General features: G+C 34.0%; 14 protein-coding genes and 4 pseudogenes. 1 reads left to right on the top strand and 17 read right to left on the bottom strand.

The window, feature by feature from the left end:
* Positions 1-22: 22 nt before the first annotated feature.
* From WQ54_RS23125 to WQ54_RS35715, 8 genes and pseudogenes are all read right to left on the bottom strand, one after another.
* A complete protein-coding gene (locus WQ54_RS23125) occupies positions 23-442 on the bottom strand; it encodes a nucleotidyltransferase domain-containing protein (RefSeq protein ID WP_046587762.1) in 420 nt (139 codons plus the stop codon).
* A gap of 149 nt (positions 443-591) precedes the next feature.
* Positions 592-1,143, bottom strand: a complete 552-nt coding sequence (locus tag WQ54_RS23120; protein WP_046587760.1) for an N-acetyltransferase — start codon at positions 1,141-1,143, stop codon at positions 592-594.
* A 310-nt stretch (positions 1,144-1,453) separates the two neighbouring features.
* The gene (locus tag WQ54_RS23115; RefSeq protein WP_046587759.1) at positions 1,454-1,999 is read right to left on the bottom strand and encodes a DUF1697 domain-containing protein; all 546 of its coding nucleotides are present in this window, start codon (positions 1,997-1,999) and stop codon (positions 1,454-1,456) included.
* 269 nt (positions 2,000-2,268) lie between these two features.
* Complete coding sequence (locus WQ54_RS23110; RefSeq protein WP_046587757.1) at positions 2,269-3,066, bottom strand: aminoglycoside adenylyltransferase domain-containing protein; 798 nt, start codon at positions 3,064-3,066, stop codon at positions 2,269-2,271.
* Positions 3,067-3,356: 290 nt separating this feature from the next.
* A complete protein-coding gene (locus WQ54_RS23105) occupies positions 3,357-3,926 on the bottom strand; it encodes a nucleotidyltransferase family protein (RefSeq protein ID WP_046587755.1) in 570 nt (189 codons plus the stop codon).
* Positions 3,927-4,083: 157 nt separating this feature from the next.
* Positions 4,084-4,965: an aminoglycoside 6-adenylyltransferase gene (locus WQ54_RS23100; protein ID WP_052737924.1), complete on the bottom strand. Its 882-nt coding sequence runs from the start codon at positions 4,963-4,965 to the stop codon at positions 4,084-4,086.
* A gap of 192 nt (positions 4,966-5,157) precedes the next feature.
* Positions 5,158-5,373, bottom strand: a complete 216-nt coding sequence (locus WQ54_RS23095; protein ID WP_052737923.1) for a hypothetical protein — start codon at positions 5,371-5,373, stop codon at positions 5,158-5,160.
* A 131-nt stretch (positions 5,374-5,504) separates the two neighbouring features.
* A pseudogene (locus tag WQ54_RS35715) lies at positions 5,505-5,690 on the bottom strand (DUF4304 domain-containing protein); the annotation flags it as partial.
* Positions 5,691-6,201: 511 nt separating this feature from the next.
* Between WQ54_RS35715 and WQ54_RS23090 the strand changes: the two are divergent.
* Entirely contained in the window at positions 6,202-6,483 is a 282-nt protein-coding gene (locus WQ54_RS23090; protein ID WP_052737922.1) for a hypothetical protein, read from the top strand.
* Positions 6,484-6,890: 407 nt separating this feature from the next.
* Here the strand turns inward: WQ54_RS23090 and WQ54_RS23085 are convergent.
* From WQ54_RS23085 to WQ54_RS23045, 9 genes and pseudogenes are all read right to left on the bottom strand, one after another.
* Positions 6,891-7,445, bottom strand: a pseudogene (locus tag WQ54_RS23085) (alpha/beta hydrolase); the annotation flags it as partial.
* Positions 7,446-8,219: 774 nt separating this feature from the next.
* Entirely contained in the window at positions 8,220-8,627 is a 408-nt protein-coding gene (locus tag WQ54_RS23080; RefSeq protein ID WP_046587753.1) for a hypothetical protein, read from the bottom strand.
* A 1,074-nt stretch (positions 8,628-9,701) separates the two neighbouring features.
* Complete coding sequence (locus WQ54_RS23070; protein WP_046587750.1) at positions 9,702-10,727, bottom strand: AraC family transcriptional regulator; 1,026 nt, start codon at positions 10,725-10,727, stop codon at positions 9,702-9,704.
* 81 nt (positions 10,728-10,808) lie between these two features.
* Positions 10,809-11,770, bottom strand: a pseudogene (locus WQ54_RS23065) (aldo/keto reductase).
* A gap of 515 nt (positions 11,771-12,285) precedes the next feature.
* Complete coding sequence (locus WQ54_RS23060) at positions 12,286-12,768, bottom strand: DinB family protein (RefSeq protein WP_046587748.1); 483 nt, start codon at positions 12,766-12,768, stop codon at positions 12,286-12,288.
* Between the two features lie 341 nt (positions 12,769-13,109).
* Positions 13,110-13,175, bottom strand: a complete 66-nt coding sequence (locus tag WQ54_RS35505; RefSeq protein ID WP_331435185.1) for a hypothetical protein — start codon at positions 13,173-13,175, stop codon at positions 13,110-13,112.
* A 541-nt stretch (positions 13,176-13,716) separates the two neighbouring features.
* Positions 13,717-14,838: pseudogene (locus WQ54_RS34880) on the bottom strand (glycoside hydrolase family 172 protein).
* Between the two features lie 70 nt (positions 14,839-14,908).
* Complete coding sequence (locus tag WQ54_RS23050; protein WP_046587746.1) at positions 14,909-15,787, bottom strand: carbohydrate ABC transporter permease; 879 nt, start codon at positions 15,785-15,787, stop codon at positions 14,909-14,911.
* 48 nt (positions 15,788-15,835) lie between these two features.
* Positions 15,836-16,765, bottom strand: a complete 930-nt coding sequence (locus WQ54_RS23045; RefSeq protein WP_052737921.1) for a carbohydrate ABC transporter permease — start codon at positions 16,763-16,765, stop codon at positions 15,836-15,838.
* Positions 16,766-16,858 lie beyond the last annotated feature (93 nt).

Below are 16,858 nucleotides of genomic sequence, written 5' to 3'. Positions count from 1 at the left end.
ATTTTTTTGTTGAAGAATATGGTTACAATTTATTTAAAAACATTGTTACACTAGAGAATATATCTTCTTTTTCAGTTATGATCTTAAAGCCGTTTTTAACGACATTTTTTGTTCCTTCATCAAGTGGCTCTTTTACCCACCTGTCGGTTACAACACCGTATTCTACCTCTAAACCATTATCATAGAATATTCTTAGAGAGGTCAAAATCCCCCATTGTTCAATTGTACTGCTTTCAATATGACCGAAATGAAAATCATTTTTAATACTCTCTAAAGTTAGGTCTTTATCTATAGAAATAATCGTTAAATCCACATCTGAATTTAAATGAAAGTCACCTCTTGCAAATGAACCTACAACTGCAACACCTTTTATAGTTGGTTGTTGTCCGGACCATTCCTTAAAATTTTCCAGCAATAAATTTACCTTCTGTTTAATTTCCAAATTTACCACACCTTAGAATCATTTATAGAAATTTTCACGATTCTTCAACATTGCTGCCTGTTACTTTAGTAAGAAAGCATTACTCCTTATAAAGTAATTTACTTTGTTAGTCAAATTTTCCCTTCTCTTCAGCTTTTGTTTCATATAAGCTAATTTAATATTTTTCGATTTAAAATATTTTCTAATAAGGACCAAGCTTCATAACAGCCAGGACCTGTAATGAAAGGTTCAAACCCATAATTTAAGTACATATTGATAGCTTTATAACTTGTCGTTTGAGATGTAAGATAGGCCTTTGAATGATGATCTGATAAAATATTCATCGCAGCACTAAGTAAAGGTTTTGAAAGTTTCGCCCCTTGATATTCGGGAATAACACCTACCCAATGTATTCTTCCCCATATTTCTCCATCGCCATTTAAGTCGCCATACCATGCTGTTGTTGTTCCAATCACTTCACCATCTTTATTCTCAACGAAAACACACCGCTTGGACATCTCATCAATATATGGTCCGAATTCTTTATAAAAGTGTTCTAGTGCAGCATTCTCGTTTTTAAATTCATCTACACTTGCTTCAACTCTAGCCCAATTATGCTCGTCACCTTTTTCAAATAACCTGATTCGAAATCCCGTTGGAAGCGAATATTCAGGAAGATCTAACAGATCTTTTCTCATCATTTTAAGTGGAATTCTTTTCATCAAATTCATCTCCTTACAGGGGCTAAGTCAGGATTTTGTCAATTTATTATGTTACGAATACAAAATGCTATTATTTCAGTGCTCAAAACTCTTAAGCGTTGTAAATCCGCATTTTCCTGTCCAAACCCTACTTGCCTTTTAATGTTTAGTTTACCATAAAAAACCACTGAGTTTATTGAGTAAATGCTCTATGATTCTAATAAAAAGATGCCTTGCTCTTTATACAAGCAAAGCATCAGTTAGCTTAATAAGATCTTGCTGATTGCAGGGCACGGATTGCATCTACAGCGTGATATCATCATCGGGAGAACTAACTGTTTTGGGCTTTCATTAGTTCATATATCTTACGAGCGGTGTTGACATTTCTTATCGTAACTTGTTTGTATATCTTTGACCCAACGATCTTTGATTTTCCACTTTTGGTTACATTTTGCTTGTCAACTGACCATAGAATCGCGCCGGGGACATATTTCACCGTGTCAATATTTGGTTTAATGGCCAAATTCTCAAGTACAGATTCATCATCAATTTCATCCCATAAAAACATGACATCACTTGACATCTCTTTGTCATTTTTCCATGTGTCAGGAATAGCGTTAATGATTCCTCTTACATCATCAACATTACGTACTACTACCTTAATTTGTAAACCGAAATCATTATGTATTGCTTCTTCCAAGATACGTGATAGTTCAGTTTTTGATAGGCCATTATATGAAAAAATAATATTGCCTGTATTGATATATGTCACCACATTATTCATCCCGACTTGTTCAAAAGTCATTTTAAGCAACTTCATGTCAATTTTATTTTTACCACCCACATTAATCCCTCGAAGAAGAGCGATATAAACCATAACCCATCCTCCTTTCCACTTTTTACATATAAATCCATTATATGCTTAGTGACTATATTAGTCATACTTACCTGCGACTCATTTACAGTATTTTTGCTGAATGATCTTCAGTACGTATTAATAATTTTCAACGTAAACAACCCTTGGAAATTACTTGGAGGGTTGGGTATGATAGGCTTGTACGTCTAATGAAACAACTGCATTAGCCTTTCATGACATAACATACTTCCAGAGGATCCAATAGTCCAATTGAAAAATATGGTTTTACCCTAACGCAAAGTAGCTTGCTCAACTGTGTATCGAATGAAATGAATAGTTTCTTCTATATCTTTTTGTGTAAGTTTACTATTCTCCTTTTTTGCTGATAAAGAACGCATAATAAGCAAGTCCCAAGGCTTACCCAGTTCGTGCTGTGCCCAATTTACAGCCACAGGTTTTGAGGTTACTGAACCCGTTCGTAGTGAGTAGAGCATTCGACAAAGAGTTTGTATAACAAAAACCTGCCATTTCCTAATTGCCAACCATTCCAGCCACGAGGGGTCGTTTTGGGCACCTTCAAGCCATAATCCTGCTATAGCTGTTACTGCTGGTATCATTTCTTTTGGGTCAATAGGGTTAACAAAAGAGCTAAGTTCAGGTCCAAAAACCCGAATTCCGTGTTCACGCAATGTATACATCTGAAAAATCCAGCCATCTTCTAGAAAATTTTTGAATAGCTCAGTCCCATGTTCTACTTGAGGATACCGTGATGAAGGTGAATCATCATTATGAAGAGCTCTTATAGTAACATAAACCGCATCTATCTTATTGGCCCATGGTGAATGACTTGCAGCAAACTCAGAATGTATATGTTTTAGTCTGTTAAAGAGAGTGTCATCTATATCGATATCAGTTACAATCACAAAGTCAATATCACTGCTAATCGGATTAAAATTACCAAGTGCGAGAGAGCCTATCAAATACATACCAACAAAATGTTCTCCAGCAGCTTCTTGAATATGCTTTAAGAAATAATTCAGCACCTCATTTACATCTTCATAGGCTGTTGGTTTAATCTTTCCATTCATAAGTTTATCCCCTAGTATTTGATTTATCTTTCGAAACTCTAAACATTTACTCATTTCATTTAAATGTTATAGAATGGTATGTTTGTAAGTCTATAAGTCAATAACACGAACTTAACAAAAAATCCCTTAATGATTTTCCCTACTTCTTAACCAATCGATACTTGGCTTTACTTCCTTAAAATTATCTTAATTCATTATTGAACTAATTTGCCACGTTCGTAAAATAAGAAAGCTTCCACTACGACAGCAAGGATCTAAAACTGTTGCAACCTACCGTTAAAGAATACCTCTTATATTTGATATACTTTTATCTTGTTCCAAGTAGCTTTCCAATTCTTTTTTGTTATCCGTTCTTTATAGATAATAGCGAGGTCTTCATTTTCCATAAAATAAAGTGTGGGCTTTACTTCTAAATTTAGTACATCACTTATACCCCAAGGAGCAGTTAAAATGACATTTTCTTGTTCATCTAATTTTACACCTAATGCTGTTGCAGTCTCTGGAAATTTTGATATTGCGTCAACCGAAGAAGCATATGGTGGAATATCATTAGCAATGTGCATTCTGGCTTCGTTCTTCACAGACCAAGGAACATTAGGAATGATGTTTCTTAACTTATCTTCCAATTTCTTTTCTTCAATTTCATCAATATTTGTTTCATCAAAGTAGATGACATCCACATCTGATGTATCTGTCCTATCACTAAAATGATGAAGTGTATCCCATATTTTTGAGCGTACAAAACCAGCACATATCCACCAATCTGGAAGATTTAATCGTTTCGCTGCTTTTAATACTTCCATCATCCATTCATCTTGTTTAATTAGTTCAATTACATCTTTTTTGTTTTTAATTATCATAAAATCACCCTCGACAGAACGTATATTCCTATATTATCATAAGAAAGGGCAAGGAGGTTGTTAAACTAAATTACTAAGTCAGTAAGAAAAAAGCCTTGCTCCTTACTGAAGCAAAGCACCTTATAATTAAAGTGAATTTCCTCAAACAATTAAAATACTAATGAAAAGCAGTAGCGTTTTTATCTAAATTTCTTGTTTTTAACAAATATTCTCTAATCTTATTTTCAAGCTCAATTGGATAGTCATAGCCTAAATCTTTTCCAATTTTCACACTTAACCTATTAAAAAGGTCAGCAGTTCTAAAAAGTGCATTCCAATTATCTTCAATATTTGCCCCTGCATATGTAGACTCGAGTTCTTGCCAGGTTTCTTTATCTAAATATCTTTTAAACCATCTGCCACACTTATTAGGATTTACATTCCAATCATTTTGAACACCAATATACCACTCAATCACTTTTTGAAGATAATTAAATCGAATTACATTGTCCAGCATAAATTTAACGAAATATAGTTCATCACGCCACAAACTTTTTGCAACATACGTAGTGTCCCACCAAAAATCATTTATTAGTTCACAAAATTCTTCTTCTGTCGGTTTTGTGGTTACAAATGCTGTATATGAAGGAGATTTAATATCTTTTGTGAGGTTATCCTTATCAAGTAATACCTTGTACCCGTTATCATATTTGACTGGTAACTGTTGATTATTTGAAAGTTCTTTTAAAGACTCTGAAGTGTATATTTGAAAATCAATCTTTGTGCCGTCTTCAAAAAGAACAAGTCGAGTTATCCAACCATCATTTTCAACTGGTCTTAATGGAATGGTAGTAATCATTGTACCAAAATTGTCTAACCATCTATCGCTAGTAAGAAAAGGCTGTAAATCACTTACGAAAAGTTCAATATCGAAGTCGGTAAACACATCTTTATAAGCATTAGGATTTGCACGAGAACTTGTGAGAATGATCGTTCGAATAACTTCCTTGCTATTTGCCCAATCAGTAAGTTCTCTAAACATGATCTCTTCTTTTTTCACATTCATCACCTATTGAAAATTTTTGTCTAAAATATCGTTTCTGTTTCCTATACTCTATACTCAACGTTAATCGAAAAAAACTTTTTTAAAGGAAAGGACGATTACTCTAGAATAATACATCTCAACCATTAAAATATGGAGAGGTAGGAGTTCCCTGATGGAAGATCATTTGCCATTTACCTTCGTTTTTTTTCAAATAGAACTTCGTAATGCATATTTACTATTGTGATGGACAAATGTGCGATACGTTGCCAATACAACATCTGTAGTCAGCATTTTAATAGTAAAATCTGTTATTGTGACTTCCACAAAATCATCTGCAAGATACTCATTAAATACTTTATGACCATTTGTCATTAAATGTTTTTCAAGATGAATAAAATGTTCTTTAAGTAATGACAGTTTCATCGCATCTTCCCCTCATTTAAATCTCCTATTCCTTATTCTTCAAGAAAGGTAAATTATCCTTGTTATGCTAGCTGGACCGTACAATAAATAAAAAAATGCAGCGTTACCAAAAACCTATACTCAAGCAACCTTTATTTGAACAACATAGAAATTACATCGTGGGCAGTAACTTTGCTATGAAAGATATGTTCTCCCCAGTGTGTAGTTATTCCTTCAATTGAACAACTGGCTAATTCAACTACGAACGAACCTCCCCATATGTTAAATTGAAAAGTAATTAAATCTATATTGTATTCATTCTTACGTCTAAAGTGTGGTAAGGAGCCCTTTAAATGCTTGTTCTTTTAAAAGGGGCATCACAATTTTTTTCAACGCATTATTCATTATTGTTCTTGCATTAGCTTCCATTGCAACTCTCCATATTATATTATATTACTCAGTGTTAACCTCTGCACCTGTTAGCCTTCCATGTAGCAGAGCTGCAGCACAAAAAATAGAAATAGTTAGGAGGTGTCAATATTGATACTGACTATATCCGGTCAATACGAATCCATAGTCTTATTAATTTACGCTCTCCTCTTTTTTAACGATTCTGTAGAGTCTTCTTAATTGATGTCATATTTTTATTAAAGAAACGTATTTTTATAGCTGTTCAAGAAAGAACAATCCGAGGAAATTAATTTATCTAATAGTCTCATATTTCCCATACTTGTTCTTTCTTAATTGCATAAACTGTTTCAAAATATGTCTTTGACTATGCAATTTTGTCCATTCAATCAATTGCTCCCTTGAATATAGTATTAGTAGAAAGCAAGGGGGTGAGACTATATGGGTTATTGGAAAAATAATAAGTCATCACGTTCAAATGCTAATGCTAGAGCAAAAGCTGAAGCAGAAAACAAAACAAAGCTAGATAATCGCGTCGATAATGAATTAGATAACGAAAATGATATTAGTGTAAAGGATAAAAACATTAATAATGCTAAAGTCATTAATAGTGGTAATGCCAAAGTGGATATCCACATTGAAGTAGATAGTAACTCAAAAGCAAGAGTTAGAGCTAAAGCCGATTCTGATCAAGATCAGGAACAAGATCAAGAACAAGACTAAGAAATTGAACCCCTTAGTACTAACAGGATATTAGTTTTAGACTAATATCCTGTTTTTTATCAATAAAGTACCTATTCCTATCCTTTATTTTAAAAATTCTTTTAAAGCAATTGAGTTTCACTGACACCATACATATGCTTATATTGTCGATCACTCTTTTACCACAATTAACCAATATTTGTTGAATTATTATGATCCGTTACTTGAATAAAAAAGCAACCCTTCCTATTTGAAGCATCGCACCAGTTACTTTAAGTACAATTCTTCACAATCTTATTCATAACAAACCTCCCTTCCAAATGAAGAGAGGTTTGTTATGATCCTCAGGACCAAGCTATTTTCATTTCTACTTCAACTTCTATCAATTCGCATACCGTAATCCATTGAATCGTTTCATTTATTAATTTTTATTCAAAACCCACATTTCCACTATTGATACCTACTGTATTTTTTTCCAGCGGAAGCCAATTTAGCACTTTTTTAATATATTGATCCCAGAAATCCCAATCGTGACCACCTGGTCCCTCTTCATACGTCACATCAATACCTATTTCCTTCAGATAGCTCCTGAAATCTCGGTTTGCTTCAAGCAGGATGTCTTTATCTCCGCATGCCATATAAATTTTCGGTATATTCAATTGTTCCTCTGCCAGTTTCCGAACAAGCCATTTCGGGTTCATATCACTGTCGACAACCTTAGTAAGGTCACCAAAAACGCCTTCCGAAAAGGATCGGTTCATAAAGAATATTGGACTCTCGTTTGTTCTATTAACAAGGCTTTCAGTTTCCAAAGCGGTAGACAGCCCCGCAATACAACCAAATGTATCATGATATTTCAAGTCATTTCTAATGGCACCGTATCCACCCATAGATAAACCTGCGATATATGTATCGTCTCTTTTGTTTGAAAGAGGAATCATTTTTCTTGTTATTTCTACTAGTTCCTTCCCTATAAACTCTCCATAATTATTTCGACCTCATGGAGTGTCTACGTAAAACAAATTGTCACCGGAAGGCATGACAACGGCAAGGTCCTTTGCCTCTGCCCATCTCAGAATATTTGTCCCTGAAACCCAATCTGTGTAGTTTCCCAAAACACCATGAAGGAGGTATAAGGTCTTGTATGGTATATCCTCTCTTACCGGCATTCCCGGAAATGTCATTTTATCAACTGGTAAAATGACATTTATCGGAACTGTTCTCCTTTCAAAGTCTTTGACATAAAATTAACCTGTATTAATGCCATCTTAGTTCCCCTTTCTTAGACGGTACTACCTAAACCATATTAATGAAAACGTGGGAAAAATTTATCCTTTTTTGTCTTAATTCTGTTTATTTTTTTACCTTTTCAAGAAAATACAAGCTAGTTATAACTTTTATGAGGATTGGATTTCAGTATATTTTCTTTTCGATATATGTTTGGAGTTACATTATATACATTCTTAAATAACCTGAAAAATGATTTCTAATTAGGAAGCCGTGTTCTAATGCTATTTGTAAAATTGAATAAACAGTATTGACTAAATCATGATACGACCTTTATAGATGAATCGAATTTATATAGTCAATTACGGTCATTCCCATGTGCTTTATAAATTAACGTGATAAGTATGAGGGGGTAAATTAAATTTTGTGAAAAAGATATAGAGATTCAATTTCTGTTAAAGCTGCAATTTTGACAGTTGGATCTTAAACTCTTGCCCCGTCATTCTTTTCCAATTAACCGTATCTGCTTCCTATTGAGTCATTATATCCAGAATATTTTGAAATTTACTAACATCTTTAGACTCATTTTCGTAGCCGTCTTTAAACAGCCTTGAATATCGAATCCAACTTCCAACAAAGAATTTTTGAATATCCTCAAATGAATCTAATATGATATGCATTTTCATTTCTATTTCATCATTGTAAACTGGTAAATAAAATAGTGAATTAACTGGGTCAAAATAGATATAACATACTCTTACCTCATGTTGAAAATCATAAAGCTCAATTACAGGATGTTTATTTGCTACCTTTTTTTCAAAGATTAAACTATCATTTAAGTACTCTATAAATTCATAATAACTATCCCTGCCAAGATAGGATTGCTCATTTTTTAACTCTTCAAATACTCGTTCATACCAATTTAAGTATTTGTTCATATCCATCCTCACCTTAAGTTTTTAATTTTTAAGTCTCTATTCTGTTTTCCATTGCATTGGTTAACCTGTGCTGATGCAAAATAGCCGAAACCTATAATCATAAATCGTAATCTGGCAAGCAATCTGCTTTACATTTTTACCATTACTTAAAAGTTCCCAGCAAAAACGTGGAACCTTACAATCCAACCCATTAGGTTCTTTTTGATACTCATTCAGTAAATTCCGTAAATTTAATGTGCTCAAATATAGTACTCCTATTAATGATGATATAATGACCCACTATAAAATCATAAAGCGCCCTTCATTGTAAAATAATTAGTGATAAAACTAGTAAAATCATACAATGAAGTAAATAGGATGATTAATTTTATACAATAAATAAAACTTAATTTTAACAACTAATTAACTTATGTAGATAACCTAGCCTTAAAAGAGTTAATACCGTAAGTGTTATTATTCGTGACGCATTAACGGTAGAAGGTTTCTCAGGGATTATCAGATCACTCATTAAAATGGCTGTTAAAATCACTTTAGCCACAAGTAAAGTTCATAGCTTACTACGCTAGTATTGCAACAAGTTTTTTGGCTATTCTCTTTAGTTCTGAGTTTATTAATCCATCTCCTTTCTATCTAAATTATAGGAAACAGAAATCCTATTTTCCATGACTGCAGAGAATCAGTTTTATTGACTCTAGTTATTCTTTTTTTAGTATCACTTACTTTATCGCTTCCTACACTTATTTTACTTGTAGAATCAAATATACATAAATTAATATATAGATTAGAAAAAATGAAAATTCTGTATTATGAAATTACCTTTTTTAACATTATAAAAGATCCGGAGAAAACAACCTTCTCCGTATCATAATCGTCTATATATTTGTTTTTCTGATTGATTTCATGATTTACCAAGTATTCCTTATTGCGTGCTTGTCCCTGCTAATAAAATATGGTCAGTATAATGCCAGATAATCCGCTCTGATTATTCATCCGAGTTTAGGTGTCTAGAATACATGTTTAAATCATAATATCGGATTAACATATTCTTTCTTTGTGATATACAAAAAAGCCACACTAATGTTTACCTTTTCGATACTGGCTCGGGCTTGTTTCGAAGTTTCTCTTAAATGCCCTGATAAAGGTTTCTGGATGTTTATATCCAATTTTATCGCTAATTTCAGCGATGCTTAACTGGGTTAGCAACAGGAGACTTTCTCCTTGCTGCATACGGATGCTTGTTAATAATTCTGTAAAGCTGTATCCAGTTAAAGATTTAATAAGTTTCGAACAATAAGGTACAGAAAAGTTAAAGTGTTCGGATAATTCTTTTAAAGTAACGGTTGCATAGTTGTTCAGAATATAATTCAAAAATTGATTTTCATAGGCTTTGCCTTTCTGATTAACCTCAGGAATTTCCAAGGATTTTTTATGGCGTCTTGTCAGCTGCATAAAAAAAATGATCAATATACTGCAGATAATCCGATCTGAATATTCATCCAAGTTTAGCTGTTCCAAATACATGTCTAAAATATAATTTCGGATAAGAACATCTTCATTTGTGTGATATATCATGTATCTAACCTTTTGTCTGGTATATATATTTTCTAAAAAGAAAAAAGAAATTTCAGTTTTATCACGAATGGTATTAATAAAAATATCCAGAAATGTACTTCGTCTGATGAGAATATTGAGGATGAGACTATCATCGAAAACTTCCAGACCGTGTTCTACATTTGGTGGGATCAGACACAAATCTCCTTGTACAAAGGTAAATGTCTTACCACGTATACGTTGTTTACAAGTCCCGGATAGTACATATATTATTTCAAAAAAACTGTGTTCATGAAAAAAGAAAGGAATAAACCGCGGGTGCTTTATAATAGCAACATTATGGTTATTAGATATAAATTCGTCTTCATACCGATACTTAGGTATATTCTCGGGGTGTATTATAATCTCCTTTAATTCAGTTTCATCATTGATTGCTTCTAAAAATTCATTTAAAGCCTCTGCATTATCTTTCAACTGATAATATTTTCGATATAACGATTCATCTTTTTCCCATTTTGATAATTTATTCATGATAAGGTTATATTTCATCCCTATTTCCCCTTTTAACTTTCTAATAAAAATTTGGGCTGCAATATACAGCCCACCACAAACCATTTTATTCTAAACCAACTACTTTATGTGGACATACGGCTCTTCCAGAAACTCAATTTCTTCAGCTGTTAATTTTATTGAAAGGGCACCTACCGCATCTTCAAGGTGAGATGCTTTCGTTGACCCAATTATTGAAGAAGTAACAGGAACCTTTGGTAGTAACCAGGCAAGTGCGATTCGGGCTCTGGAAACTACGTGTTTTTCAGCCACTTTTGCAACACGTTCAACAACATTGCGGTCTTACACTTCCGTTGAGAAAATAAGCCATAGTGCCACTTGATCGTTCGCCGAGCGAGATGTAGTTTCGCTCCAATCACACGTCAATCTTCCTTACGAAAGTGGGGCCCACGGAATCACGCCGATTTTTTCTTCCATGCAGAGAGGCAGCATTTCGGGTTCCTCTTCTCGGAACAAGAGATTTAGATGATTTTGCATGGATACAAACTTGGTCCATCCATATTTCTCTGCTACATAGTCGCCTTGTGAAACTGCCATGACATCATTGAGGAAGCACCAATGTATCTTGCCTTACCAGCCTTTATAATATTATGGAGTGCCTCCATTGTTTCTTCAATTGGTGTGCCGTAATCCTAGTGATGAATTTGATACAGATCCACTTATCTATTCCGAGACGTTTAAGACAGTTATCAATTTCGCTCATAATAAGCTTTCGGGAAAGGCCTTTGCCGTTTGGACCTTCATTCATCGGGTAAAAAACTTTTGTCGCAAGGACAAGTTTATCCCTATTTGCGAATTCCTTTAAAGCTCGTCCAACAATCTCCTCACTCATACCTTCTTAATACATATTTGCTGAATCTATAAAATCGCTCCCTAAATCAAGGGCTTTTTTATGATAGGACGACTTTCCTCTTCACCAAGTGACCATCTAGGAACCCCTTTATTTGACTTACCAAAGCTCATACATCCAAAGCAAAGTTTAATACAACTAATCCCGTATATCCGAGTTTTGCAAAATCCATTTGATTAACCCACTTTTCAATAAATTATCCTTATTTTTTATTACTAACAGAAAAAGGATGGCGCTTACAATGGTTAAATTAACTCAATTTGTTGTTTATTCAACAAAAGAGTAAAATTTGTTGATTATCATTTAAGAAAAGACATTGTATATTGAAAAAAACAAGCATTTCTTCCTCCAAGTCCGACTACAAAATATATTCGACGTTCTTCTTGAATTAACCTATCCTGTTGCTAAAATAAGAAAAGCGATCCCCCATTATTGAAGGATCGCAACCTATCATAGTTCGTTAGTCCAGTAAGAAAAAGGATTGCCGCAGCAACCCATCTTAAACTCATGCACCGTTTCGTTAAGTCCATTTTATCACAAAAATTAAGTTCAAACCTTTCCAATTCCCATTCCAGAAACAACAAAAAGAGGAATAACATTTTTTCGGTATAAGAACATAATGATCCCATTCACATTCTTGATCTTCAACTTATGCTACCGTAAGATCTATTAATGATAAAATTAATCTTACATAATGCTTTGATTCCAGCTCTTTTGTAATTTCCGAATATATATAATCTGACCAATATGATATGCATTATGTGTTGCTACATTTCCTATTACTTCCCACCATTTCGTATCGGTGAACCCTTGAACATCGCTTTCAAGGTGTTTTTTCGTTAATATTTCTTGCCAATGTAAAAGAACTTCTAATAGTTGTTTTTGGAACTCAAAGAATGTTTTTTCTTTTGGGATGGAAAATGTACTGTCATTACTTCCTACTTTCGGAACTGCATGAACACTAAATTCTTTATACCTTGTTTGCCATGTTTCATTCCAATAAAGCAAATGTTGTACAATTTCAGCTATGCTATTACTTTCTTCATGCACCTTCCAAAAAGCTTCATCCTCTGTCAAATTTTTAACAGCTTCTGAAAATGGTACATACCAACTTTGCTCATTTGCATTGGCTAATAGCTGGTCAGACAAAACGTCTTTTGCATGAAACATACTTGCTACACTCCTTCATAAAAATTATTAGAATTTATACGCCTCTATATTAAGAGATTCTTTTCCATAAGGCTATTCCCCTCTTTAATAATTCATTAATATCAACTAAATTGCACCTTTAAGGAAAATAATATAAATCAGTTCCTCCATGAAAATGAAAATTTCTTCTTCGATTCTACATAACTCAAAAACATCTCGCCATTCATGAAAAAGAAAAGTTTAAAGCATAACAGGAAAGCACTCTTTAATTTAGTTTAGAAGGACTACAGTTAAGGAATAGCAGTAAATTCCCAACTTAACAACCATTTGTCTATGGCTGACTTTGGATAGTAAAATTTAACCTAGTGGAATAAATTGCTCTTCATTTTTATATTGTAATTATCTAGTAAATGCCAAATTCTCGTAATAATGTAATTCTCAGCATTTTTTGTTTGTTTTTGCTAATAGTCTTTTCACATAGTCATATTTGTTCATGAAGTCATCTCTAAAATTCTTTTCAACATTAAAAAATAAATTGGATAATTTTCAAACTTATTTCAAGCGTCTATACTTTTTCTTTTCCGCCAAACTAAACAGAACTTATCCTTTCAATCAATACTATCGAACTTTTATCACTTAATATCGTTTCCACTTTTATCGTTCTTTTTTATTAAAGGTGATCACGTTAATACACTACTTCAAAATAACATAAATATCTATTATTTTTCCCGAGTTTTACTCATTTATCTGGCCCAATACATAAAAAAGAGCACAATTCTTCAGAATTGTGCCATAAGGTTAAGCTTATGAAGATTCGTTCCAATTTAGATTACCACTTACAATCATTACTGAAGTCTCAGCAATAACTAAGGATATCTCAACTTACCATACAATTAAAAAGTGATTGTAATTTGTGACGGTTAGGAATCACGAAATGTGTGATGTTGACCCTGCCTTCTTTTTACTAATCTAGCGATTACTTTCATGTCCCCATAGCGTTTTTCCATTTCCCATCGCTTTTCTCCACTCGTGGCGCCATTTATGTACATCACGCACTGTAATTTCAGGCATATTTTGACGCATCTCCCTTCCTGGCAAAGGCGGGAAAATCTTATGAGGCTCTGTTTGATACCAATACGATACCGTAGAAAGATCGAGTGTAAGATTATTGTCATGTCCATGCTCAATGCTGGACCGCAGATATTTCTCAAAATAGATAGGGTCCTCTAAAAAGAATCGATAACAATGGGTTCTCCCCATCCAACCTAACTTGTCAGGTATACGGGCATAGCCGAAATATGGATGAAGATATAACTCATTTGGACACCATGAGCTGTTAAAAAAATCTTCAGTTCCCGTTCCGTGTAATGATCCTGGCCATTGTTCCCCATCAATCATCCACATATCATCGCCTTCGCCATACCACATAGGTCCGGGACTATCTACATAATAGTTTACCCCTACAAAATGCCCCTTGCCTTCAATATCTGCAAAGATAATTATTTTTATCAGTAGTGTTATTTCCTTGGGCAGCAACGACTCCCCATTCTGTTTCCCCTTCCTCTGGGTGAACTTCAGTTAATTCCTTGTTCCACCATGCATGGAAACGGCCAGCTGATACAGGTATGGATGGGTGTCTTCGTAATCAATATAATAATAGAAACTATCAATTGGTAAATCGGATTGATTTTCAATAGTAATAATCGCGCCATCACCGAATGGCATTGGAAAATAACAATTTAAAGCACGCCCTTTCATCGGAGCTGCAGCCAATGGAAGGGAGATAAAATTATATTCTTCTCCGCATCCCTGGCCAAAAAAGTCACCAATAGGAGATTCCACACTAGGGTTTTTCTCGCCATCCCAGTACATCCGGATTATGGCATTACGTCGGATAAAGGGATCATTCGTAGCAATTGTAATCCATATATGTTTAATGATGCCCGCCCCGTTTATTTTAGCTATATTAGCTGTTTCCCCAGCTTGTATAACAAGGCGGTCTGCATTTCCTCCGTTTTGATCATAGCTTGAAATCCGCTTAGTTTTAATATCATTTTGCAAATGGAAGATACTTCCTAAAGAACTTATCATATTGAACTTCCCTTCCTTATAAAATGATTTATTTATTATTTCTTAATTACAGCTGATTAAAACTATAAAACTATCCCTTTATACCAGTCATTGTAATCCCTTCAATAAAGTATCTCTGTCCTAAAAAGAAGACAATGATAACGGGTAATGTAACAAATGTTGCAGCAGCCATTAATATTGGCCAGCTTTGTACATATTGTCCGGCAGCTAATGAAGCAATCGCTAAAGGCAGCGTTTTCATTTCATCGCTGCTTACTACAAGTAACGGAAACAAAAAATCATTCCATGCTCCTACAAAAGTAAATATTCCTAATGCTGATAACGCAGGTTTACTTAATGGGAGTACGATTTGAAAAAATATCCTCGCTTCCCCGGCGCCGTCGATTCTTGCCGCATCCAAGAACTCATCCGGTATATTTAACATAAATTGTCTCATGATAAATATTCCAAATGCGGTTGCCAAACCTGGTACGACTAAGCCATAGTAGGTATCTAAAAAACCTAAATTTTTCAAGATCAGATATACCGGTATCATTGTAACTTGTCCTGGTATCATCATTGTCGACAGAAGCAGCAGAAAAATCGTTTCTCTCCATCGAAACTTGAATTTTGCAAAAGCATATCCCGCCATACTGTTAAATAAAAGACTGAATACCATAACCTGAGTAGTTATAAAGACACTATTAAATATATATCTACTGAAGTTAGCTACTTTCCACGCATCAGGATAGTTACTCCACTGTATTTCTTCAGGGAACCATTTGATCGGGATTGTAAATACGTTTTGATCTGTTTTTAACGACGTTAGGATCATCCATATAAATGGTACTAACATTGTAAATGCTCCTAGGAGGATAATAATTAAGACTAACGTTTTTAATGTGATTCGCAATGCCGGTGACAGCCCATTACTTTGTAAACTTTTGTTAACACTATTATATGAAGCCATCAGGAAAACCTCCTATTTAGTTTAGGGACTATTTTTCTTCCAAAACAATCAGTATTGCACTTTCCCCATATATTTATATTGAATAAGAGTAATGACTAAAATAATGATGAACAGAATCATGGATAGAGATGAAGAATATCCAAATGTTAATTCCTCAAATGCCTTTTGATAGATATAGAATACAATGGCGTACGTAGATTGGGCCGGACCTCCTCCTGTAATAATGAAAATTTGATCAAAAATTTGGAAGCCTCCTATCACTCCCATTGTTACAACAAAAAAGGTAGTTGGGATTAAAAGCGGCCAAGTAATAAACCAGAATTGTTGAAGTGAGCTTGCACCATCAATTTCCGCCGCTTCATAATAGCTTTTATCTATGCCCTGTAATCCGGCTAAATAGATAACCATATTAAAACCTATAGCCTTCCAGACCCCAATGATTATTAACATCGGCATTGCAAGCAGTGGATCACCAAAAAATTGTTGATTCGGAAACCCTAAGGACGATAACCACTCATTAACCGGGCCAAACTGTGGATTAAAAAGCCACTTCCATACAAAAGCGACAGCTACCATTGAAACAATCGTAGGCAGAAAATAGGTCGCCCTAATAATATTTTTAAATGGAAACCATTTTTTATTTAAAACAATTGCAATGGCTAATGAGATCGCAACAGCAGGAATTAAGGATCCTACTACATAATAAACCGTCACAAGGATAGACTTGAGAAATAATTCATCGTTAAGTAAGTAAGCATAATTTTTTAAACCGGTAAAATTAGGTGGATTGATTCCATCGTATTTAAAAAAGCTTAAACCTAAACCTGTCACGGCAGGAACAGCAACAAAAATAAGAACAATCAATATAGCTGGCGCCATAAATAACCAAGGTGCAATTAGTCTCGAGGTTATTTTTCTCTTTTTATTTGTTATCTTAAATGATTGAGTAGAGGTTTCTACTTTTTTAGTCCCTAACACATTCTTCCCCCTAGCTTATTCAATGAATTTCAAAGAATTTAAATCTCCAAAACTATTTTTCTTTTGCACAGTGCAGGAAAAAATATTTGCACT

This window comes from Bacillus sp. SA1-12 (assembly GCF_000981385.1).
Lineage (GTDB): Bacteria > Bacillota > Bacilli > Bacillales > Bacillaceae > Metabacillus.
This window is presented reverse-complemented; position numbering and strand designations above follow the sequence as displayed.